23 protein-coding genes are annotated in these 21,671 nt (G+C 35.1%); 21 read left to right on the top strand and 2 right to left on the bottom strand.

Going from position 1 to position 21,671, the window contains the following annotated elements:
- Together DMB68_RS01110 and DMB68_RS01105 are read right to left on the bottom strand one after the other, a co-directional pair.
- Window positions 1–1,347 carry a cytochrome ubiquinol oxidase subunit I gene (locus DMB68_RS01110; protein ID WP_110344844.1) on the bottom strand — a complete coding sequence of 449 codons (1,347 nt, stop codon included), beginning with the start codon at window positions 1,345–1,347 and terminating at the stop codon, window positions 1–3.
- Between the two features lie 270 nt (window positions 1,348–1,617).
- Window positions 1,618–2,211, bottom strand: coding sequence for an HD domain-containing protein (locus DMB68_RS01105; protein ID WP_110344843.1), 594 nt, complete (start codon window positions 2,209–2,211; stop codon window positions 1,618–1,620).
- A 162-nt stretch (window positions 2,212–2,373) separates the two neighbouring features.
- Between DMB68_RS01105 and DMB68_RS01100 the strand changes: the two genes are divergently transcribed.
- The 21 genes from DMB68_RS01100 (at window position 2,374) to DMB68_RS01000 (ending at window position 21,671) form a co-directional block, all read left to right on the top strand.
- Window positions 2,374–3,792 (top strand): MBL fold metallo-hydrolase, encoded by a 1,419-nt coding sequence (locus DMB68_RS01100; RefSeq protein WP_110344842.1) that lies wholly within the window; start codon window positions 2,374–2,376, stop codon window positions 3,790–3,792.
- Between the two features lie 184 nt (window positions 3,793–3,976).
- Window positions 3,977–4,540 (top strand): YeeE/YedE family protein, encoded by a 564-nt coding sequence (locus DMB68_RS01095; protein ID WP_110346307.1) that lies wholly within the window; start codon window positions 3,977–3,979, stop codon window positions 4,538–4,540.
- Between the two features lie 10 nt (window positions 4,541–4,550).
- The gene (locus tag DMB68_RS01090) at window positions 4,551–5,027 is read left to right on the top strand and encodes a DUF6691 family protein (RefSeq protein WP_110344841.1); all 477 of its coding nucleotides are present in this window, start codon (window positions 4,551–4,553) and stop codon (window positions 5,025–5,027) included.
- A gap of 293 nt (window positions 5,028–5,320) precedes the next feature.
- Window positions 5,321–6,898 (top strand): glycerol-3-phosphate dehydrogenase/oxidase, encoded by a 1,578-nt coding sequence (locus tag DMB68_RS01085; RefSeq protein ID WP_110344840.1) that lies wholly within the window; start codon window positions 5,321–5,323, stop codon window positions 6,896–6,898.
- Between the two features lie 235 nt (window positions 6,899–7,133).
- Entirely contained in the window at window positions 7,134–7,595 is a 462-nt protein-coding gene (locus DMB68_RS01080) for a MarR family winged helix-turn-helix transcriptional regulator (RefSeq protein ID WP_110344839.1), read from the top strand.
- A gap of 4 nt (window positions 7,596–7,599) precedes the next feature.
- On the top strand, window positions 7,600–8,232 hold the full coding sequence (locus DMB68_RS01075) for an NAD(P)H-dependent oxidoreductase (RefSeq protein WP_110344838.1): 633 nt from the start codon (window positions 7,600–7,602) through the stop codon (window positions 8,230–8,232).
- A gap of 33 nt (window positions 8,233–8,265) precedes the next feature.
- Complete coding sequence (locus DMB68_RS01070) at window positions 8,266–8,832, top strand: YceI family protein (protein ID WP_110344837.1); 567 nt, start codon at window positions 8,266–8,268, stop codon at window positions 8,830–8,832.
- Window positions 8,833–9,040: 208 nt separating this feature from the next.
- The gene (locus tag DMB68_RS01065; protein ID WP_110346306.1) at window positions 9,041–10,318 is read left to right on the top strand and encodes a hypothetical protein; all 1,278 of its coding nucleotides are present in this window, start codon (window positions 9,041–9,043) and stop codon (window positions 10,316–10,318) included.
- A gap of 301 nt (window positions 10,319–10,619) precedes the next feature.
- Complete coding sequence (locus tag DMB68_RS01060) at window positions 10,620–12,020, top strand: anthranilate synthase component I family protein (RefSeq protein WP_110344836.1); 1,401 nt, start codon at window positions 10,620–10,622, stop codon at window positions 12,018–12,020.
- Window positions 12,021–12,111: 91 nt separating this feature from the next.
- Window positions 12,112–12,555, top strand: a complete 444-nt coding sequence (locus DMB68_RS01055; RefSeq protein WP_110344835.1) for a hypothetical protein — start codon at window positions 12,112–12,114, stop codon at window positions 12,553–12,555.
- A gap of 93 nt (window positions 12,556–12,648) precedes the next feature.
- Window positions 12,649–13,215, top strand: a complete 567-nt coding sequence (locus tag DMB68_RS01050) for an anthranilate synthase component II (RefSeq protein ID WP_110344834.1) — start codon at window positions 12,649–12,651, stop codon at window positions 13,213–13,215.
- Between the two features lie 101 nt (window positions 13,216–13,316).
- Window positions 13,317–13,724, top strand: a complete 408-nt coding sequence (locus DMB68_RS01045) for a GNAT family N-acetyltransferase (RefSeq protein WP_110344833.1) — start codon at window positions 13,317–13,319, stop codon at window positions 13,722–13,724.
- A gap of 81 nt (window positions 13,725–13,805) precedes the next feature.
- Window positions 13,806–14,798, top strand: a complete 993-nt coding sequence (gene trpD / locus DMB68_RS01040) for an anthranilate phosphoribosyltransferase (protein ID WP_110344832.1) — start codon at window positions 13,806–13,808, stop codon at window positions 14,796–14,798.
- 23 nt (window positions 14,799–14,821) lie between these two features.
- On the top strand, window positions 14,822–15,478 hold the full coding sequence (locus tag DMB68_RS01035) for a GDSL-type esterase/lipase family protein (protein WP_110344831.1): 657 nt from the start codon (window positions 14,822–14,824) through the stop codon (window positions 15,476–15,478).
- Between the two features lie 13 nt (window positions 15,479–15,491).
- Window positions 15,492–16,271: an indole-3-glycerol phosphate synthase TrpC gene (trpC, locus tag DMB68_RS01030; RefSeq protein WP_110344830.1), complete on the top strand. Its 780-nt coding sequence runs from the start codon at window positions 15,492–15,494 to the stop codon at window positions 16,269–16,271.
- A gap of 87 nt (window positions 16,272–16,358) precedes the next feature.
- Entirely contained in the window at window positions 16,359–16,991 is a 633-nt protein-coding gene (locus DMB68_RS01025) for a phosphoribosylanthranilate isomerase (protein ID WP_110344829.1), read from the top strand.
- Window positions 16,992–17,004: 13 nt separating this feature from the next.
- The gene (gene trpB, locus DMB68_RS01020; RefSeq protein WP_110344828.1) at window positions 17,005–18,186 is read left to right on the top strand and encodes a tryptophan synthase subunit beta; all 1,182 of its coding nucleotides are present in this window, start codon (window positions 17,005–17,007) and stop codon (window positions 18,184–18,186) included.
- Between the two features lie 158 nt (window positions 18,187–18,344).
- On the top strand, window positions 18,345–18,662 hold the full coding sequence (locus DMB68_RS01015; RefSeq protein WP_110344827.1) for a gamma-glutamylcyclotransferase family protein: 318 nt from the start codon (window positions 18,345–18,347) through the stop codon (window positions 18,660–18,662).
- Between the two features lie 116 nt (window positions 18,663–18,778).
- Window positions 18,779–19,540: a tryptophan synthase subunit alpha gene (trpA, locus tag DMB68_RS01010; protein WP_110344826.1), complete on the top strand. Its 762-nt coding sequence runs from the start codon at window positions 18,779–18,781 to the stop codon at window positions 19,538–19,540.
- Window positions 19,541–19,729: 189 nt separating this feature from the next.
- Entirely contained in the window at window positions 19,730–20,359 is a 630-nt protein-coding gene (locus DMB68_RS01005; protein WP_110344825.1) for a TetR/AcrR family transcriptional regulator, read from the top strand.
- A complete protein-coding gene (locus DMB68_RS01000) occupies window positions 20,349–21,671 on the top strand; it encodes a TolC family protein (RefSeq protein ID WP_110344824.1) in 1,323 nt (440 codons plus the stop codon). Before DMB68_RS01005 ends, DMB68_RS01000 begins: the two co-directional genes overlap by 11 nt.

The raw sequence follows: 21,671 nt of genomic DNA, 5'->3' as shown, positions 1-21,671 counted from the left end.
TTATATTTTTTCTGTTGAAAGTTCCACATGATGTGGGCCTTTATTGATAATTTTTCCAACCAAAAGCAAAAACAGCATTCCGAGTAACAGATACAATCCTATAAAACCCAATAAGGTAAATAAGGTATTTCCGGAAGAAACCGTTGGCGATGCACCCGAAGCTGTTCGCATCAAATTATAAACCAACCATGGCTGCCTACCTAATTCGGCAGTATACCAGCCAGTCGTATTGGCAATATACGGAAACGGCATCATAAACATAAGCGACCATAAAATCCATTTGGTTTCGAATAATTTTCCTCTGATTAATTGAAAAAGCGAAATAACCATCAAACCGATAAATACGGTTCCGAGTCCTACCATAATATGATACGCATAATACAATCCTGAAATATTGGTTGGATGCAGGTCTTCTTCAAACTGATCTAATCCCTGGATTTCCTGATTCCAGTTTCCATAGGTCAGGAAACTCAGGATATTGGGAACGGCGATTTTATTGTCCAGTTTTTTATCTTTCACGTCGGGCTGCCCAATCAAAACAATTTCAGAACCTTTCTTTTCGGTATGAAAAATTCCTTCCATAGCCGCAAAAGTGACCGGCTGGTATTTTACAACGTTTTTAGCCAGTAAATCTCCTGTTGGAACTGCCACAACAAGACTAGAAATCAATCCGAATATGACTCCGGTTTTTAGGAACAGTTTGCCAAAAGAAACATTCTTTCTGCTTAAAATATAAAAAGCCCCAATTCCGGCCACTACAAATGAGCTCGTTACCAGAGAAGCCGCCTGATTGTGTAAATAAGAAGGCCACAACCACGGATTTAAGAACAATGCTTTAAAATTCGTCAGTACAAATTTTCCGTTTTCTAAAATCTCATAACCCACGGGATTCTGCATCCATGAATGTGTAGCAATAATTAAATAACCACTTGCCCAGGAACCAATCATAATTAATACTCCGGTTACAAAATGCCATTTATGTCCGAGGAGTTTTTCTCCAAATAAAAAGATTCCCAGAAAAGAAGATTCGAGAAAGAACGAAAACATTCCTTCCATAGCCAGCGTCTGACCAATGATTCCTCCGGTTAATTCGGAGAATTTTGCCCAGTTGGTTCCAAACTGAAACTCCATCGGGATTCCGGTTACAACACCCATCGCAAAATTCAGGGCGAAAATTTTCATCCAGAAATGGGTGGCGTGATTGTATTGTTCGTTACTGGTTTTGAGATATTTCCACTTGAAGTAGACAATGATGAGCGAAAGACCCATTGTAAGCTGCGGAAAAAGATAATGAAAAGTAATGGTGAAGGCAAATTGCATTCGGTCATAAAAGAGCATTTCTTCCATAAGGTAATTTGTTTATGAAGTTCCACAAATTTACCGATTATAACCCGAATTGCTGTCCTGTAAAAAAAGTTTATCGCTTGATTTTTGTGAAACTTTTCAACAATTATAAAAAAGTAAAATTCAAACTTAATTTTTGGAAATTTGCTCTAAGTTTGTCATTTCGACGAAGGAGAAATCACACGAGAAATTCCATAATCAAAATCGCCAATCTTTGTCGGATATTGGATGTGATTTCTCCCTCCAGTCGAAATGACAAGATTATAAATAAAATCACTCCTTTTTCAGAATTCCTTTTGCGACACTTTCATTTATCAAACCTTCAGCGTAATTCCATATTGATTTTGAACCTTCTTTTATGACACTTTTCTTTTCGTAAACTTTATCATAATTGACCCCAAACTCTTTCCACGTTCCGCCGTTGTTAGAAGTGTTTTGCAACAATGGTTCTAATCTGTCCATCGATTTTGCAAATTTGGCTTCATTGGTTTCTCCTGCTTCAAATTCTTCCCAGATTGCGATTAGTTCTTCGGCCTGATTTTTTGGAAGTAAGCCAAAAATTCGATTTGCAGCCAATCGTTCTTCATCGGTGTTAGAATGATTTTTTACTGTATCATAAATAAACACATCTCCTGCATCAATTTCAACGATATCATGTATCAATACCATTTTTACGACTTTTAAAACATCTATCGGTTCATCTGAATGTTCTGCCAGTACAATCGCCATCAAAGCTAAATGCCAGCTGTGTTCTGCATCATTTTCGCAACGGTCACTGTTAAACAGCTTCGTTTTGCGCTGAATGTATTTTACCTTATCAATTTCTTTTATAAAAGCAATCTGATTCAATAAATCTTCTGTGTACATAGCAATGATTTTAGGAAAAATGTAAAATTACGAAATGCTTCTCCTTCCCTAATAAAAATTTCTTTGATTTTTATCTCAAAAAAACAAATTTCTGTAACATTAGTCACTTACTTTAGCCTGAAACAAGCTTATCTTTGTTATCCTATTATTTATAACAGAATTATGAAAATCGAACAAATTTACACCGGATGCCTCGCTCAAGGTGCCTACTATATTACATCAAACGGAGAAGCAGCCATTATTGACCCGCTTAGGGAAATCCAGCCTTATCTGGATCGTCTGCAACGCGATAATGTAAAATTGAAGTATATTTTTGAAACGCATTTCCACGCTGATTTTGTTTCAGGACATCTCGATTTAAGCAAAGAAACTCAGGCTCCAATCGTATATGGACCAAATGCTAAACCTGAATTTGAATGTATCGTTGCCACAGACGGACAGGGATTTAAAATTGGTGATATTACTATAAAAGCCCTGCATACTCCGGGGCATACCATGGAAAGTACAACATATCTGTTAATTGATGGAAACGGAAAAGATCATGCGATTTTCTCAGGAGATACTTTATTCATCGGCGATGTAGGCCGTCCGGATCTGGCTCAAAAAGCAGCCAATATGACACAGGACGAACTCGCCGGAATTTTATATCATTCTTTACGAAATAAAATAATGACACTGGCCGATGATGTAATCGTTTATCCCGCCCACGGTGCCGGAAGCGCCTGCGGAAAAAACATGAGCAAAGAGACGGTTTCGACAATTGGAAATCAAAAGGAAACTAATTATGCCTTACGCGGCAATATGACGGAAGCTGAATTCATTAAAGAAGTAACTGATGGATTATTACCTCCTCCTGCCTATTTTAGTATGAATGTGGCAATGAACAAAAAAGGCTATGAAAGCTTTGAAACGGTTCTCCATAACGGAATGAAAGCGATTGATGTTAAAGATTTTGAAGCTGTAGCTGAGGAAACCGGAGCTTTGATTCTGGACACGAGAAGTGCCGCAGATTTCAGCAAAGGATATATCCCGCAATCTATCAATATTGGTATCAATGGTGATTTTGCGCCCTGGGTTGGAACTTTAATCGCTAATGTAAAACAGCCTATTATATTAGTTACAGAACTTGGTATGGAAGAAGAAACCGTAACGCGCTTAAGCCGTGTTGGTTTTGACGCGATTATCGGACATTTAGATGGCGGTTTTGAAGCCTGGCAAAAAGCAGGTTTCGAAACAGATGCTGTAAACCGAATTTCAGCTGAACAATTTGCAGGCGAAGTAGACATTCAAAAAGACAAAATAATCGACATTCGAAAAGAAACAGAATACGAGGCAGAACATATTGAAGATGCCTACAGCAAGCCTTTGGCTTATATTAATGACTGGGTAAAAGACATTGACCCGAATGAGCATTTTTATCTGCATTGCGCAGGAGGTTACCGCAGTATGATTGCCGCTTCGATTTTACAGGCACGCGGTTTCAGAAATTTTTCCGAAATTGAGGGCGGATTTGGAGCGATTGTAAAAACCAATATCCCAAAATCAGATTTCGTTTGTCAAAGTAAGGTTTTAAAAACATAATAAACATATTTTTTTTCACTATATAAATTATATAAGTTCATTTAATTTCGGTGGGTTTTAACTATAAGCTAGTTAAACTTATTATATAAGTTCATATAAGTTTGGCTCAATCTAAAATCGAGCTTATAATTCTTACATCACTTATATGGTGAAAAAACTTTAATTCTTAAAAATAAACATGAGTATACTTGAAATAATAAAAGAACCTTGGCCTTGGTACGTTGCAGGTCCGTTGATTGGATTAACTGTTCCAATTTTATTAATTATCGGAAATAAATCTTTCGGAATCAGTTCGTCGTTGCGACACATTTGTGCAGCTTGTATTCCTGCTAATATTTCCTTTTTTAAATACGACTGGAAAAAAGAAAGCTGGAATTTATTCTTCGTATTCGGAATTTTTCTCGGGGGAGTTATCACAGCTTATTTCCTTTCCAATCCAAATGAAGTTGTAATAACACCCGAATTAGCAGAGAAATTAGCCACTTACGGAATCACAGATCACACCGGTTTAGTCCCAGCACAATTATTTTCATGGGAAAGTTTATTTACACTTCGCGGATTTATTATGATTGTCGTGGGCGGATTTTTAGTAGGTTTCGGAACGCGTTATGCCGGCGGATGCACAAGCGGGCATGCGATTATGGGATTATCAAACCTGCAATGGCCTTCTCTGGTAGCCACAATCTGTTTTATGATTGGCGGTTTTATAATGGCACTTTTAATTCTGCCTTATATTCTTTCACTTTAAAATTTCAAAAATGAATTTAGAAAATAAAAATACAGACGGCGAAGGAATCAATGCAAGTCAGCAAAATGAATCAGCTTTCGGAAACCTAAAATATTTAATCGTCGGCATCTTTTTCGGAATTGTATTCGTAAAAGCCGAAATCATCAGCTGGTTCCGCATTCAGGAAATGTTCCATCTGGAGTCATTTCACATGTATGGCGTAATTGGAAGTGCCGTTGCTGTCGGATTACTATCAGTGCAATTGATTAAAAAATTCAATATCAAAACACTTCAGGGCGAAAAAATCGAAATCCAACCCAAAACGTTCAACAAAGGACAAATCTACGGAGGACTATTATTCGGTTTCGGGTGGGCGATTACCGGCGCATGTCCCGGTCCATTGTTCGCCCAAATTGGTACTGGTGCCACTGTAATTGTTGTGACTTTAGTAAGTGCAATTGCCGGAACGTGGGTTTACGGTTTAATAAAAGACAAGCTTCCACACTAAAATTTGTTCCAGATTTAATGATTTAACCGCAAAGCACGCTAAGATATACACAAAGTTCCCAAAGTTTATTTACATAGCTTTGCGAACTTTGTGCATTATAAAAGCTTTATTTACAAATAAACCTTGCGCACTTTGCGGTTAAATATGCTCAAAGTTAATCAGCCTGATCCCGGGATTTCTGGAGAAGCCAGAAATAAAATATAACAACATCTTTTCTTCATCGATTTTTAATTTCATTTCGTTAAGTTTGCTTTTAACAGCACTTCCGCAAAAAGTAAATATTAAAAACAAGCATGAATCGTTCTGAACAATTATCAAAACTACAAAACACACAAAATTGGGACGTAATAATCATTGGCGGGGGCGCAAGCGGACTCGGAACTTCTCTTGATGCAGCAAGTCGTGGTTACAAAACCATATTACTGGAAGCAGTCGATTTTGCAAAAGGAACTTCAAGCAGAAGTACCAAATTAGTTCATGGCGGTGTACGTTATCTGGCACAAGGCGATGTGCATCTGGTACGTGAAGCATTAAAAGAAAGAGGTTTACTAGCTCAAAATGCAGGTCATTTGGTCAAAAATCAATCCTTTGTTATTCCGAATTACAATCGCTGGAGCGGTTATTTCTATACTATCGGCTTAAAAATTTATGATTTATTGGCAGGCAGCTTAAGTTTAGGCGCTTCAAAATATATTTCAAAAGAAAAAACAATCGAAATGCTTCCGAATGTGCAAGAAAGTGGTTTAGCAAACGGTGTTATTTATCACGACGGGCAATTCGATGATTCACGCTTAGCCATCAATCTGGCGCAGACCGCGGTAGAAAAAGGTGCTTGTGTCATTAACTATATAAAGGTTGTTAATCTAATAAAAGACAACAAAGAAACTGTTCTTGGCGTACAGGCAATCGATCAGGAAACCGCAATTAAATACGACATTAAAGGATCAGCCATTATAAATGCTACAGGTGTTTTTACAAATGCCATAATGAAACTCAATGATAAAGTGTATAAAAAATATATCGTTCCGAGTCAGGGAATCCATTTGGTGTTTGACAAATCTTTTTTACCCGGCGATCATGCACTGATGATTCCGAAAACAAAAGACGGAAGAGTTTTATTTGCAGTTCCGTGGCATAACCGTGTGGTGGTGGGAACAACTGACACGTTAATTAAAAGCCATAGCTTAGAGCCTGTTGCACTGGAAAGTGAAATCCAATTTGTTTTGGAAACAGCGCAACGCTTCTTAGCAAAAAAACCAACCAGAGCAGATGTATTATCTGTTTTTGCAGGTTTACGTCCGCTTGCTGCGCCAAAAGAAGAAGGAAAAAGTACTAAAGAAGTTTCCAGAAGTCATAAAATTCTAGTTTCTAAAACCGGCTTAATCACTATTACCGGAGGAAAGTGGACAACCTACAGAAAAATTGCCGAAGATATTATAGACAAGGCAATCAGTACCGGTAAGCTGCCAAAAAAACAATGTAATACTGAACATCTTGCTATTCATGGAAACAAACCCACCACTACTGCTGATCGCGAAAATCACCTTTATATCTATGGTTCTGATATTCCTAAAATAACCGAATTACAAAAAAGCGAACCTGAATTAAACGAAAAATTACATCCCAATCACGAATTCACAATGGCAGAAGTAGCCTGGGCTGTTCGTTATGAAATGGCAAGAACTGTTGATGATGTTCTGGCCAGACGTGTTCGTTTGTTATTCTTAGACGCCAGGGCTGCAATTGAGTCTTCTGAAAAAACAGCACGCCTAATTGCCAAAGAACTCGGACATGATGAAATCTGGATAACCAAAGAAATTTCAGATTTTAAAAAAATCTCCAAATGCTACCTCTTATCTGAATTTCAATAAGAAAGCACCCGGCAACGTATCTATAGAGCATATACTCTCTCTCAATATAAAATATTTATTAATTATCTTTAATCAATATTTTATATTAAAAAAATTGCATTACTTTTATACTAATTACATAGGGTTTGTATACAATAAAACAGCTTAATTTAATTAACGAAAAATTAACAGAACATTTGTATATACAACAATCAAAAGCTATACATTTGTATATACAAATTATACACTTACAACTATGACAATTGAAGAGGTTATAAAAAGTACTGTTAAGATGGATAATGCGAAAAAAGTTATTCTAAATATCATGTACACACAAAATGTGATTCAGGATCATTTTAACGAGTTGATAAAACCGTATGATCTGTCCGGAGAACAATATAATGTACTGCGTATATTAAGAGGACAAAAAGGAAATCCTGCTAATATGTGTGTGATACAGGAACGTATGCTGGCCAAAACCAGCAACACAACACGATTGGTTGACAAACTATTATTAAAAGAGTATGTAACCCGAAATGTATGTCCGGGAAACAGAAGAAAAATTGAAGTTTTAATTACCCAAAAAGGATTAGACGTTTTAAAAGAATTAGACCCAAAGGTAGATGAACACGAGCGTTTATTTGCTGCCAATATAAGCCCAGAAGAATTAGAATTATTAAACCAATTATTAGAAAAATACCGAACCCAACAAAATTAATATCATGAGTACACTATTAGAAAATTTAAACTGGAGATATGCAACCAAAAAATTTGATGCAACCAAAAAAATCTCTGAATCAGATTTAAATACATTAAAAGAAGCTGTTAGATTAGCTGCTTCTTCATACGGATTACAGCCATTTAAAGTGGTTATCGTAGAAAACCCGGAATTAAGAGAAAAATTAAAAGCTGAAGCATGGGGACAAACTCAAATTACAGATGCTTCTCACCTGTTCATTTTTGCAAATGATCTTAATCTTGATTCAAAATCAGTTGAAGCATACATCAAAAATATAAGCGAAACCAGAGGAGTTCCTACAGATGCTTTAGGCGGTTTTAGCGACATGATGAATAACGTTATTTCTAATTTATCAAACGAAGCTAAAAACATCTGGACTTCAAAACAAACTTACATTGCCTTAGGAACATTATTAAGTGCAGCAGCTGAATTAAAAATCGATACTACGCCTATGGAAGGTTTTAGCCCTGCAGCATTCAACGAAATTCTGGGCTTTGACAAATTAGGATTAAACGCAGTAGTTGTAGCCACTATCGGTTACAGACATGATGAGGATGATTCTCAACATTACAAAAAAGTCAGAAAATCTCAGGAAGAATTATTTATCACACTATAATTATTTAATAACAATCAAAATTAATTTCACAACATGAAAAATTTAAAAACAATTGCAATAGCATTATTCGTAGCAGCAGCGTCAGTTTCAGTAAACGCTCAAACTAAAAAAATCGACGTAAAAGCATCTACTATCAAATGGGTAGGTAAAAAAGTAACCGGAGAACACTCAGGAACAGTAAACTTCAAAGAAGGAGCAGTAGTTTTCAAAGGAAAAAAATTAACTGGTGGTAGTTTCACAGTTGATATGACTTCATTAACTGCAACTGATTTAACTGGAGAATACCAGGGAAAACTAAACGGTCACTTAAAAGCTGACGATTTCTTCGGAACTGATAAATATCCAACTGCAAAATTAGTTTTCAAAACTATCGGAGCTAAATCTACAGATGTTTATACTGTAACTGCTGATTTAACTATCAAAGGAATCACTAAACCTGTAACTTTTGACATCGCTGTAAATGGAAATACTGCTACAACAGCATTTAAAGTTGACAGAACTAAATACGATATCAAATACAATTCCGGTAACTTCTTCCAAAACTTAGGAGACAAAACGATCAATGATGATTTCGAATTGGCAGTATCTTTAAAATTCTAATATTTCAAACTTACTAATTTGGAATCAGGAAGCCCCAACAGTTTAAATTGTTGGGGTTTCTTTTTTATAAAAACATAAAAATAACGTTCTTAATATTTAAATAACCCTTTCGTAACAAGCTCACATATTTTGATTAACATTCGGCTTCTAATTTTGACATTGTTAAAAAACAATAAAAATCCAAAACTAGAAAATCAAAATGATAGTTATGAAAACTACAATACAGATTACAATTATAACAATTTTAAGCACTTTTTTTCTTCAGGCACAACAACAAAAAGGAATCATAGGAACGTCAAACTGGATGAACAACTGGACCAATTTTAAGCCAGGAGCTGTTGAGTACAATGAAGCTACAAATATTATTGCAGGAACAATTGACAAAGATACCAGACTAACCAAACGAAATACCTATCAGTTAGTGGGTATTGTATATGTAACCAATAATGCTGTACTTACAATTGAACCCGGAACAGTTATCAGGGGCGATGACAAAACCTGTGGTACTTTAGTAATTTCAAACGGTGCAAAAATTATGGCCGAAGGTTTAGAAACTGATCCTATAATTTTTACTTCAAATAAAGGAACAACCGAAAGAAAGCCAGGAGACTGGGGTGGTATCATTATTCTTGGAAAAGCGCCTATCAATAAATTGGGGGGCATTGCAACCCTGCCTTTCAACTTAGATGAAATATTGAATCATTACGGAGGACAGGATGCAGAAGACAATTCAGGAATTTTGAAATATGTTCGTATTGAATATTCAGGCAGAAAATTAAGTGCTTTAAAAGAACTTAACGGACTTTCATTAGCCGGGGTTGGAAGAAAAACAGTTTTAAGCAATATTCAAATCAGTTATTCTAATGATGATTCTTTTGAATGCTATGGTGGTGACCTGAATATGAACAACTTAATTTCATACCGAACTACAGATGATGATTTTGATTTTACACAAGGAGCACAAATAAATATCAGCAACAGTATTGCTATTCGTCATCCTTTCTCATCTGATATTTCAGGATCCAGATGTTTTGAAGTAGATTCGTACGACAAAATAGAAAATACCGATATGACCAAAAAAATGACCAAAATAAATGCCAGCAATATCACACTTGTAAATCTGGAAGAAAACAATCAGGGACTGGTGCGCGAATCTGCCCATATTGGAGAAAATACCTTTTTCAATTTAACTAATAGTGTTGTTTCAGGGTTCACTCCTTTCATACTTCTGAATGGAAATATTGGAAATGGCAACGAAAATTTATCAAAAATTACATTAAAAAACGTGATGGCTAACAATTGTAATGGTGGAATCACAAGCGAATCTTCAAGCAATGATGCAGGAATTAAAAACTGGTACAGCAATCCTGAATTTGCAATAGAATCTACAAAAATAAAAAGCGACGAATTATTCTTAACTCCTAATATTAAAGGAAATCCGGACTTTAGAACAAAATTTAACAATGCGGTTGCAAGTGGAAAATAAGCCGTTAAAAGCTACTGATATTTTTACATATTTAACAAATTTCTAAATTAAGGAAAGTTTTTTTTTACTTTCAATGCATTCTAATTCAAATTACATTTATATATTTGCCATATCAAAATAAGATTATGAAAATTACAATGAACAATACTTGGTGGTGGAAGAATTTACGTCAGACGTCGTGAACAAAGCTTCCTATGGTATTGTAAACTATAAATATAAAAAGGCTTGTCATCACGACAAGCCTTTTTTTTTGGCCGAAATCTAATTAACAGAAAATATAAAAATTAAAAAACGAAATACATTGAAACCTTTTATACTCAACACACACTACAAACAAATTCTGGCAGACACGATTACGCCGGTAAGTATTTATTTTAAAATCAGAGACAAATTCCCAAATAGTTTATTATTAGAAAGTAGTGACTACCACGGAAATGACAATAGTTTCTCATACATCTGCTGCAATCCGATTGCCACGATCAAAATCGAAAACGAACTTATTTCGAAAACTTTCCCTGACGGAACAACTGAGCAAATTTCAATTGATGCGTCAACTAACATTCCGGAAGTAATTCAGGAATTTTCGGGTCAGTTTAAGTCAGAGAAAAACGATTTCAAATTCATCAATAACGGTTTATTCGGATATATATCTTACGATGCCGTTCGATATTTCGAAAAGGTAGAAATTGCCAAAAAAGATTCGGCAACCTTAATCCCGGATGTTTTTTACGCCGTTTACCAAAACATTATTGCCATCAATCACTTCAAAAACGAAGCCTATATTTTTTGCCATAGCGTTGACGGAAGAAACAATATCTCAGAAATTGAACAATTATTACAATCCAGAAATATAGCTTCTTATAAATTCACTAAAGAAGGCGAAGGTTTCTCTAATTTAACTGATGAAGAATTCAAACACAATGTAGCTTTGGCTAAAAAACACTGTTTTAGAGGCGATGTTTTTCAATTGGTTTTATCCCGTCGTTTCACACAGGGTTTTAAAGGTGATGAATTCAATGTATATCGTGCTTTACGAAGCATCAATCCATCTCCGTATTTATTCTTTTTTGATTATGGCGATTTTAAAATATTTGGTTCTTCACCCGAAGCACAAATTATCGTAAAAGACAGAAAAGCCGAAATTCATCCAATTGCCGGAACTTTCAGAAGAACTGGAAATGATGAAAAAGATGCCGAATTGGCCAAAAAATTATCCGAAGATAAAAAAGAAAACAGCGAGCACGTAATGTTAGTTGACTTGGCGCGAAACGATTTAAGCCGAAACGGTCATGATGTGAACGTTGAAAGATACAGAGAAGTTCAGTTTTTCTCACACGTGATTCATCTGGTTTCAAAAGTTACTGGTCATTTACACGATAAAGCGACAACAATGCAGGTGGTTGCCGACACTTTCCCGGCAGGAACTTTAAGCGGTGCTCCAAAACACCGAGCAATGCAATTGATTGAAGATTACGAAAAAACAAACCGTAATTTCTACGGAGGAGCAATCGGATTTATGGATTTTGAAGGCAATTTCAACCATGCGATTATGATTCGTACTTTCCTTTCAAAAAATCATCAGTTACACTGTCAGGCCGGAGCCGGAATTGTTGCCAGTTCAGACGAAGAAAGCGAAATGCAGGAAGTTTACAATAAATTAAGAGCGTTGAATACCGCTTTAGAAATGGCTGAAAAAATTTAGTTACAAGTTTGTTTTGTTTCAAGTTTCAATTTTAATTGGAATACGAATCAAACCTGAAACTTGAAACAGTTAACAAAAAACCATAAAAACCATGAAAAATGCAATCTCAATTTTAATTTTAATCATTATCCTTTCTTCCTGCAATTCAGAGAAAAAGCAAAATTCAATTGAAGGAACCTGGCGTCTTATTTCAGCAGAAACGACCGAAAAAGATTCGACTTTTTCAACTTTCAATCCAAAGACAAAAATGATCAAAATTATAAATGATACTCATTTTGCTTTTTTCAATCATGATCTGAATAATGGTAAAGATTCAATAAATGCCGTATTCTTTGGCGGAGGCGGAAAATATACTTTAAAAGACAGTATTTACACCGAAAACCTTGAATATTTCAATAACCGCCCATGGGAGAACAACAAATTTGAATTTGTAGTAAAAATCCAAAACGATACCCTAATTCAGGAAGGAATCGAAAAATTAGAAAAATTAGGAATTAACCGAATCATTACTGAAAAATACGTTCGGGAAAAATAAAAATTTAGTTTCAAGTTTTCTTTGTTTCAAGTTTCAGGTTAACTGCAACGTGAAAACCTGAAACTTGAAACCTGAAACAAAAAAACAAACACAATGAAAAAGATTTTAGTTATAGACAATTACGATAGTTTCACTTACAACTTAGTACACTATCTGGAAGATTTAAACTGTGAAGTAACCGTTTACAGAAACGATGAATTTGATATTGACGAAATTGGTTCTTTCGACAAAATATTGCTTTCTCCAGGACCCGGAATACCGGATGAAGCGGGTTTACTAAAAGATGTTATTCGGAAATATGCTCCAACAAAAAGTATTTTAGGAGTTTGCTTAGGACAACAGGCCATTGGAGAAGTTTTTGGAGGAACGCTTTCAAATCTGGATAAAGTATATCACGGTGTTGCTACCAATGTAAAAAAAGCAGTTACAGACGAATCCTTATTTGAAGGTCTTGAAGATGAATTTGAAGTAGGACGTTATCACTCATGGGTTGTGAATGCTGATTTACCGGATGTTTTAGAAGCAACTTCTTTCGAAGAACATGGTCAGGTAATGTCTCTACGCCACAAAACTTATGATGTACGCGGTGTACAATTTCACCCTGAAAGTGTATTAACGCCAAACGGAAAAAGGATTTTAGAAAACTGGATTAAGGATTAATTTTTGTTTCAGGTTTAAAGTTTCAAGTTGTTGGAGCGTGACACGAGGCTTTAGCCGAATTGGAGAAGCAAACCTGAAACTTGAAACAAAAATCAAAATCAATGGAAATAACAATTTTAGAAACCCGGGAAATCAATATCGAAGATATTTTGGTTTTATACAAAGCCAATGAATGGAGTTCAGCCAGCAAACCAAATGAGCTGTATAATGGCCTTTTAAATTCTGAAACTTTAGTGACTGCCTGGGAAGGAAAAAAACTAGTCGGATTAGGTAATGCAATTTCTGATGGCTTTTTAACTGTTTATTATCCCCATTTATTGATTCTTCCTGAATATCAGGGAAAAGGAATCGGAAAATTGATTATGAATAAAATGCAGGAAAAATACAGTCATTTTCACATGCAGATGTTAACGGCAGACGGAAGATCAGTTGATTTCTACAGGAAAAATGGTTTTGAAAGAGCCGGAAAAACAGAACCTATGTGGATTTATCAGGGAAATGAACATTAAAAAAGTCTCAGGTTTCAAGTTATAAGTTTCAAGTTCGCACAGAACCTGAAACTTGAAACAAAAAAAACTAAAAGTAAAAAAATGAAAACTATATTAAACAAATTAATCAATCACGAAGTGCTTACGAAAGAAGAAGCTAAAAATGTATTGATTAATATTTCAAGCGGTCAATACAATCCAAGTCAGATTTCGGCTTTTTTGACCGTATTTATGATGCGAAGCATTACAATTGACGAACTTTCAGGATTTCGTGAAGCTTTGTTAGAATTATGCATCCGCGTTGATTTATCAGCTTACAATACAATCGATTTGTGCGGAACAGGCGGTGACGGAAAAGATACTTTCAACATTTCAACTTTAGCTTCTTTTGTATCCGCGGGTGCCGGAATAAAAGTGGCTAAACACGGAAATTACGGAGTATCATCTATTTCAGGATCAAGCAACGTGATGGAAAAAATGGGTATCAAATTCAGCAATGATCCTTCCTTTTTAGAAAAATGTATCGATCAGGCCGGAATTTGTGTTTTGCACGCTCCCCTATTCCATCCTGCCATGAAACATGTTGGGCCAATCCGTAAAGAACTGGCTGTAAAAACATTCTTTAATATGTTGGGACCAATGGTAAATCCAGCGTTTCCACAAAATCAATTAGTAGGGGTTTTCAACTTAGAATTGGCAAGAATGTATGCTTATTTGTACCAAAACACCAATGTGAATTTCACCATCCTACATTCGCTTGACGGTTATGACGAAATTTCATTAACTGGTCCAACCAAAATCATTACCAGCAACATGGAAGGAATGTTGAAACCGGAAGATTTTGGTGTTCGTCTTTTATCACAAGATGAAATTGAAGGTGGAAAAACTATCGAAGAATCGGCAGAAATCTTTACCAATATCATTTCAGGAAAAGGGACAGAAGCTCAAAATAATGTCGTTTTAGCTAATGCGGCAATGGCCATTTCAACTGTTACAAAATGTTCACACCTCGAAGGATTTGAATTAGCAAAAGAGAGTCTATTCTCCGGAAAAGGATTGGCTTCTTTGAAAAAATTACAAGAATTGAGTCTTTAAAATTCAACAATTCAAATAAAATTATGATGCTTAAAAAATTTATTTTTGCGTTCGCACTCTTTTTGTCGATTCATTCTTTTGCTCAAAAAGTTCCGTTTTATAATGATATTCAGGCTTTCAAAAAAGAAGATAGTTTAAAGGCTCCTGTAAAGAATCCTGTTCTTTTTATTGGCAGTTCCTCTTTCACAAAATGGACTAGTTTACAGCAGGATTTCCCAACGATTCCTGTTTTAAACCGTGCTTTTGGAGGTTCTGATTTATTAGATATAATTCGTTTTGAAAAAGAAGTTATTTTTAAATACCAGGCTAGAAAAATAGTTATTTATTGTGGAGAAAATGATTTAGCAAGTTCTGAAAAGATTACACCTGCAGAAGTTTTCAATCGCTTTAAAATTTTATATGAAAACATTAGAAAACAGCAGCCAAAAGTTCCTATAGTTTATGTTTCGATAAAACCAAGCATTTCCAGATGGAAAATGAAAGAAAGACAAATTCAAACCAATAAACTAATCGAAGCTTTCATAAATAAAAAAAGAAACATCGTTTTTGTAAATATCTGGAGTAAAATGCTCGACGAAAATGGCAATCCTAAAAAAGATATATTTAGTTCCGATAATCTACACATGAATGATGAAGGATATAAAATATGGATTGAGGCTTTAAAAGACAAACTAAATTAGACAAAGAATTAAAATGAATATATTAGATAAAATAATCTTCGATAAACAACGTGAAGTCGTTCTTAAAAAATCCATCATTCCGATTTCACAATTGGAAAGTTCAGTGTTTTTTGAAAGAGAAATAATTTCTCTAAGTCAGAAATTAAGAGAAAGTAATTCCGGAATTATAGCAGAACATAAGCGTCGTTCGCCTTCAAAATCAATCATCAACAACAATTTCACGGTTGAAGAAGTTGTTAAAGGTTACGAAGATGCAGGAGCGTGTGGAATTTCAGTTTTAACCGATGGAAAATATTTTGGCGGTTCTTTAGACGATTTGCTTTTAGCAAGAGCGAGTGTAAATATTCCGCTATTGCGAAAAGAATTTATTGTAGACGAATACCAGATTTTAGAAGCAAAAGCCCATGGAGCCGATTTGATTTTATTGATCGCAGCAGTTTTGACCCGTGAAGAGATCAAATCCTTATCCGAATTTGCCAAAAAATTAGGATTAGAAGTTTTACTGGAAGTTCACAATCTTGAAGAACTGCAAAAATCAATTATGCCAAGTTTAGATATGATTGGTGTAAACAACAGAAATTTGAAAACTTTCGAAGTAAGCCTGGATTACAGCAAACAGCTGGCTTCTCAAATCCCGGATGAGTTTGTAAAAGTTTCTGAAAGCGGGATTTCATCTGTCGAAGCTATTTCGGAATTAAAGCCTTTTGGTTACAAAGGATTTTTAATTGGAGAAAACTTCATGAAAACCGATAACGCCGGAGAAGCTGCAACAGAATTTATTAAACAGCTATAAGCCTTCAGTTGTGGGCAATCAGCGATGGGTTATCGGCCCACCGCACAAAGCCCATTGCTCAAAGTCCAAAGCCCAAAGCCAACAAAAATGAAACTCAAAATATGCGGCATGAAATATCCCGACAACATTCTCGAAGTAGGTTCACTCCTGCCCGATTATATGGGGTTTATTTTCTGGGATAAATCCGCAAGATATTGTGATGGAAACATTCCGGAACTTATAAAAACAATTAAAAAAACAGGCGTATTTGTTAACCAGAGCCAGGAAGAAATTCTGGAAAAAGTCGAAAAATACCATTTACAAGCCGTTCAGTTACACGGAAATGAATCAATAGAATTTTGCTCGGAACTTAAAAAACAATTACCAAAAAAAACCGAAATCATAAAAGTATTTTCTGCCGATGAAAATTTTGATTTTGAAATCATAAAGCCTTTTGAAAGTGTATCTGATTATTTTTTGTTTGATACCAAAGGAAAATTACCCGGCGGCAACGGAACCACTTTTGACTGGACAATATTAAAAAAATACAATTCGAAGAAGCCTTTCTTTTTAAGCGGCGGAATCGGAATGAATGAATTAAAAGCCATTGAAGAAATTTCAAAAAGCAATTTACCTATTTATGCTGTGGATATAAATAGTAAATTTGAAATCGAACCAGGGCTAAAGAATAAAAATCTATTAAGCAATTTCAAACGAAAATTTGAAATTGTCAACATTTAAACTTTAAAACAAAATGAATTTTAACGTAGACGAAAAAGGATATTACGGAGAATTTGGTGGAGCTTATATTCCTGAAATGCTCTATCCAAATGTAGAAGAATTACGCCAGAATTATTTAAAAATTACAGCTGAACCTGATTTTAAAGCAGAATTTGACCAATTGCTCAAAGATTACGTTGGCCGCCCTAGCCCATTATATTTTGCTAAACGTTTATCTGAAAAATACAATACAAAAGTCTACTTAAAAAGAGAAGACTTAAACCATACAGGAGCACATAAAGTTAACAATACAATCGGGCAAATATTAGTTGCAAAACGTTTAGGCAAAAAAAGAATTATTGCCGAAACCGGTGCTGGTCAGCATGGTGTGGCAACAGCTACTGTTTGTGCATTGATGGGAATGGAATGCATCGTGTATATGGGTGAAATCGACATTGCCCGTCAGGCTCCAAACGTAGCCCGTATGAAAATGTTAGGCGCCGAAGTTCGTCCGGCACTTTCGGGTTCAAGAACCTTAAAAGATGCTACGAACGAAGCTATCCGTGACTGGATCAACAATCCGGTTGATACACATTATATTATTGGTTCTGCTATTGGACCTCATCCTTATCCGGATATGGTAACCCGTTTTCAGAGTATAATTTCCGAAGAAATTAAATGGCAGTTAAAAGAAAAAGAAGGACGTGAAAACCCTGATTATGTAGTAGCCTGTATCGGTGGAGGAAGTAACGCTGCAGGGACTTATTATCATTTTTTACATGAGCCTGAAGTGGGTATTATCGCAGTAGAAGCAGCCGGAAAAGGCGTAGATAGCGGTCATAGTGCCGCTACCAGTAAATTAGGAAAAGTAGGCGTTATTCACGGCTGCAAAACCCTTTTAATGCAAACCGCTGACGGACAAATTACAGAACCGTACTCAATTTCTGCTGGCCTTGATTACCCTGGAGTTGGACCTATGCATGCGCATTTAGCACAATCAGGCCGTGGAGAGTTTTTCTCCGTAACCGATGACGATGCAATGAACGCAGGCTTACAGCTTACAAAATTAGAAGGTATCATTCCCGCAATAGAGAGCGCGCATGCTTTTGCGGTTTTAGATCAAAAGAAATTCAAACCAACTGATATTGTGGTGATCAGCCTTTCGGGTCGTGGTGATAAAGATTTAGATAATTACATAGATTATTTTAAATTGTAATAAAAATCGTAATTTAGGCGTTCCCAATCCCGATAGCTATCGGGAGGCTATCCGCTAAATTCCAGCTTAACAAAAACTACGCCTAAAAAGCCTTGTTTTTCTAAATCGGGAGATACCGTTGCTATCCCTAACGCAAAAAATAACGAGAAAATAAATTTATGGAACAGATATTCTCATACGGAACATTACAGTCAAAAGAAATTCAGATGCAGGTTTTTAATAAGCTGTTAATCGGAACACCGGACCAGTTGGCAGGTTACAAACTAAAAGATCTTCAGATAGAAGAAGAATTTGGAATTGAAGACTATTTTGTAGCAACACCAAGCGAAAATCCATCGGATGCCGTTGACGGAATCGTTTACAGCATTTCCAGCGCAGATCTTGCCAAAGCAGATCAATTCGAGTCTAATGCTTATAAAAGAGTAGAAATTACTCTGAAATCAGGAATTGTTGCGTGGATTTACATTGAGAATTAATCTTCAAAAGATTATAATTTGTTTCAGGTTTTAAAAGCTTTAAAATATAAAAAATTTACTTTAGATAAAACTCCTCTAAGTTTTGACAACCTTGCAGGAGTATAAAAGACATTACAATGAACAGAATAACTCAAAAATTACAAGAAGATAAAAAAATCCTTTCTATCTATTTCTCTGCAGGATATCCAAACCTAAATGACACAGTTCAAATCATTCAGGATTTAGAAAAAAATGGGGTAGACTTAATCGAAATTGGTTTGCCTTTCAGTGATCCTTTGGCAGACGGACCAACCATTCAGGCGAGTTCAACAACAGCGCTTCATAACGGAATGACAACTCAGATTCTATTTGATCAGCTGGCAAACATCCGCAAAAGCGTAACAATTCCGTTGATTATCATGGGCTATTTTAACCCAATGCTCCAATACGGAGTTGAGACTTTTTGTAAAAAATGTGCTGAAATTGGTATCGATGGTTTAATTATTCCGGATCTTCCGGTTGATGTTTACGCAGATCAGTACAAAGCCATTTTCGAAAAATACGGTTTGATCAATGTGTTTTTAATTACACCACAGACTTCAGACGAACGTATTCGTTTTATCGACAGCGTTTCAAACGGATTTATTTATATGGTAAGTTCGGCAAGTGTGACAGGTTCTCAGGCAGGTTTTGGAAACACTCAGGAAACCTATTTTGAGAGAATTTCAAACTTAAACCTGAAAAATCCTCAAATCGTTGGTTTTGGAATTTCTAATAAAGAAACCTTCAGTCAGGCTACAAAATATGCAAAAGGGGCGATTATTGGAAGTGCTTTTATTAAACATTTATCTGAAAGCGGAAGTGGGAAGATTAAGGAGTTTGTTGGAGGAATTCGATAGATAAAAATATAGATTTATCCAATTTTCTACTTTAGATTGACATAAAAAAAGCTGAAACGTTAATGTTTCAGCTTTTTTTATGATCAAAATTGCGAAACCGTTTTATGTTAATTTTATGTTAAACAAAAATTAAACAAGTGTTTAATTTAAACAAGTGTTTAATTTTGTATTCGATTAGAAAACATTACCATGTCACACATCGAATTAAATGACAAAAAAATTCAGATTCTGGAAGTAGCAGAAAAGCTTTTTTCTGATAAAGGATTTGAAGGCACCTCGATACGGGATATCTCAAAAATGGCAAAAATTAATGTTGCCATGATTTCGTATTATTTTGGTTCAAAAGACCGGCTGCTGGAATCACTGATTATCTACAAAACTTCAGATTTAAAATTAAAACTTGAAAACTTATTGCACGAAAATATCGAACCTCTCGAGAAAATCAATAAGTTAATTGAAATTTATATTACCAGAATTAATTGCAACAAAGGCATTTTCAGAGTTTTACATTTTGAGCTCAATTCAAAAGAAAGAGAAAAAAGCATGACCGCCTTTACCGAATTAAAAAAAGGAAATCTTAAATCAGTTGAAAGTATTATTTCGCAAGGCCAGGCAAAAGGCGTTTTTAGAAAAGATGTTATCATTCCGCTCATCACGCCTACAATAATTGGAACATTTTTTCATTTTCATATGAATAAACCTTTCTTCGTAGAACTGCTGAATTTAAATACAGAAGAATTGTATAACAATTATATCAAAACTACTCTTAAAAAGCACATTCAACAAACTATAAAAGCACTACTTGTTTATGAAAATTAGTCAATTAATGCTCTTTGGAGTTTTCTTTATCGGAATATCTTCAACAGAAGCACAAGAAAAAACAAGTTTAACCTTAGATGAAGCCGTTAAACTGGCCTGGGAAAAAAGTAACGAAGTTACGCTGGCCAATACTAAGGTAAACACAAAAAAATACGAATTGTCTACGGTAAAAAATAATCAATATCCTGATTTAAAAATTTCCGGACAATATCAACGCTTAACAAAAGCTTCAATCGACATGCACAATGATGAAGCAAGCAATGAGTCAATGGCATCTCCTGATCGTGTAATGCTTGGTATGGCGAACTTAAGTATGCCAATCTTTTCAGGTTTTAAAATTCAAAACAGCATTGAAGCCTATGACAATTTATATGAAGCCGAAACTGCTAATGCTGCAAAAACAAAAGAAGATGTTGCCTTGCGTGTGATTACCTATTACACTGCCTTATACAAAGCACAAAAAACATTAGATCTTTTAAGCGAAAATCAAAAACAGGCGAAACAGCGTGTCACCGATTTTACCGAATTAGAAAAAAATGGAATCATACCAAGAAATGATTTATTGAAAGCACAATTATTGGTTTCTAAAACGCAATTATCTATTGACGAGGCGAACAATAACCTCAATAATATCAATTTTTATCTTACGACATTGCTTAAATTAGAACCATCGGTTAAAATTCAGGTGAACGAGCAGGATTTCTTTAATTTGAAAACAAATAATATTCCAACATCTGATGCTTCAGCACTTGAAAACAGAAAGGATTTAGAGGCAGTTCGCTTGCAGTCAAAAGCTAGTGAAGCAAATATTAGAGTTGCAAAAGCAGCTTATTATCCTTCTCTGGCTCTGTTAGGAGGTTATACTGCTTTAGACTTAAAAGATTTTATTACAGTAAAGTATGCTATGAATTTTGGAATAGGCTTATCTTATGATTTATCCGGGATTTATAAAAACAGCGCTCATGTAAAAGAAGCCGAAAGTAAAGCTTTGGAAGTAAAAAATACGGAAGCAATCATGACAGATCATATTAAAATTGAAGTTCAGAAATCTATTGAAGATTATGACTTGGCAATTAATCAAAGTGTGGTTTATGATGAAGCACTTCAACAGGCAACTGAAAACTACAGACTGGTAAAAGATAAATTTGATAATGGTTTATCAGACACTAATGATTTGGTGGAGGCAGATGTTGAAAATCTTAGTGCTAAAATCAATACTGCTTTATCAAAAGCCACTATTATTCAAAAATATTACGAACTGCTTTCAGTATCAGGACAATTATCTCAATCATTCAATCTTTCTAAAATATAA

The sequence above is a fragment of the Flavobacterium hydrophilum genome, assembly GCF_003202405.1.
In the GTDB taxonomy this organism is placed as follows: Bacteria; Bacteroidota; Bacteroidia; order Flavobacteriales; family Flavobacteriaceae; genus Flavobacterium; species Flavobacterium hydrophilum.
The sequence above is the reverse complement of the archived record's forward strand: the minus strand, read 5'-3'. Positions and strand labels throughout refer to the sequence as shown.

Excerpts from the sequence above, each read along its gene's own strand:
- DMB68_RS01070 (WP_110344837.1), top strand. The coding sequence starts at position 8,266 with ATGAAAAATTTAAAAACAATTGCAATAGCATTATTCGTAGCAGCAGCG.
- DMB68_RS01005 (WP_110344825.1), top strand. The coding sequence starts at position 19,730 with ATGTCACACATCGAATTAAATGACAAAAAAATTCAGATTCTGGAAGTA.
- trpD (WP_110344832.1), top strand. The coding sequence starts at position 13,806 with ATGAAAACTATATTAAACAAATTAATCAATCACGAAGTGCTTACGAAA.
- DMB68_RS01100 (WP_110344842.1), top strand. The coding sequence starts at position 2,374 with ATGAAAATCGAACAAATTTACACCGGATGCCTCGCTCAAGGTGCCTAC.
- DMB68_RS01000 (WP_110344824.1), top strand. The coding sequence starts at position 20,349 with ATGAAAATTAGTCAATTAATGCTCTTTGGAGTTTTCTTTATCGGAATA.
- DMB68_RS01025 (WP_110344829.1), top strand. The coding sequence starts at position 16,359 with ATGAAACTCAAAATATGCGGCATGAAATATCCCGACAACATTCTCGAA.
- DMB68_RS01075 (WP_110344838.1), top strand. The coding sequence starts at position 7,600 with ATGAGTACACTATTAGAAAATTTAAACTGGAGATATGCAACCAAAAAA.
- DMB68_RS01055 (WP_110344835.1), top strand. The coding sequence starts at position 12,112 with ATGAAAAATGCAATCTCAATTTTAATTTTAATCATTATCCTTTCTTCC.
- DMB68_RS01110 (WP_110344844.1), bottom strand. The coding sequence starts at position 1,347 with ATGGAAGAAATGCTCTTTTATGACCGAATGCAATTTGCCTTCACCATT.
- trpA (WP_110344826.1), top strand. The coding sequence starts at position 18,779 with ATGAACAGAATAACTCAAAAATTACAAGAAGATAAAAAAATCCTTTCT.
- DMB68_RS01045 (WP_110344833.1), top strand. The coding sequence starts at position 13,317 with ATGGAAATAACAATTTTAGAAACCCGGGAAATCAATATCGAAGATATT.
- DMB68_RS01050 (WP_110344834.1), top strand. The coding sequence starts at position 12,649 with ATGAAAAAGATTTTAGTTATAGACAATTACGATAGTTTCACTTACAAC.
- DMB68_RS01015 (WP_110344827.1), top strand. The coding sequence starts at position 18,345 with ATGGAACAGATATTCTCATACGGAACATTACAGTCAAAAGAAATTCAG.
- DMB68_RS01105 (WP_110344843.1), bottom strand. The coding sequence starts at position 2,211 with ATGTACACAGAAGATTTATTGAATCAGATTGCTTTTATAAAAGAAATT.
- trpC (WP_110344830.1), top strand. The coding sequence starts at position 15,492 with ATGAATATATTAGATAAAATAATCTTCGATAAACAACGTGAAGTCGTT.
- DMB68_RS01035 (WP_110344831.1), top strand. The coding sequence starts at position 14,822 with ATGATGCTTAAAAAATTTATTTTTGCGTTCGCACTCTTTTTGTCGATT.
- DMB68_RS01080 (WP_110344839.1), top strand. The coding sequence starts at position 7,134 with ATGACAATTGAAGAGGTTATAAAAAGTACTGTTAAGATGGATAATGCG.
- DMB68_RS01065 (WP_110346306.1), top strand. The coding sequence starts at position 9,041 with ATGAAAACTACAATACAGATTACAATTATAACAATTTTAAGCACTTTT.
- DMB68_RS01085 (WP_110344840.1), top strand. The coding sequence starts at position 5,321 with ATGAATCGTTCTGAACAATTATCAAAACTACAAAACACACAAAATTGG.
- trpB (WP_110344828.1), top strand. The coding sequence starts at position 17,005 with ATGAATTTTAACGTAGACGAAAAAGGATATTACGGAGAATTTGGTGGA.
- DMB68_RS01090 (WP_110344841.1), top strand. The coding sequence starts at position 4,551 with ATGAATTTAGAAAATAAAAATACAGACGGCGAAGGAATCAATGCAAGT.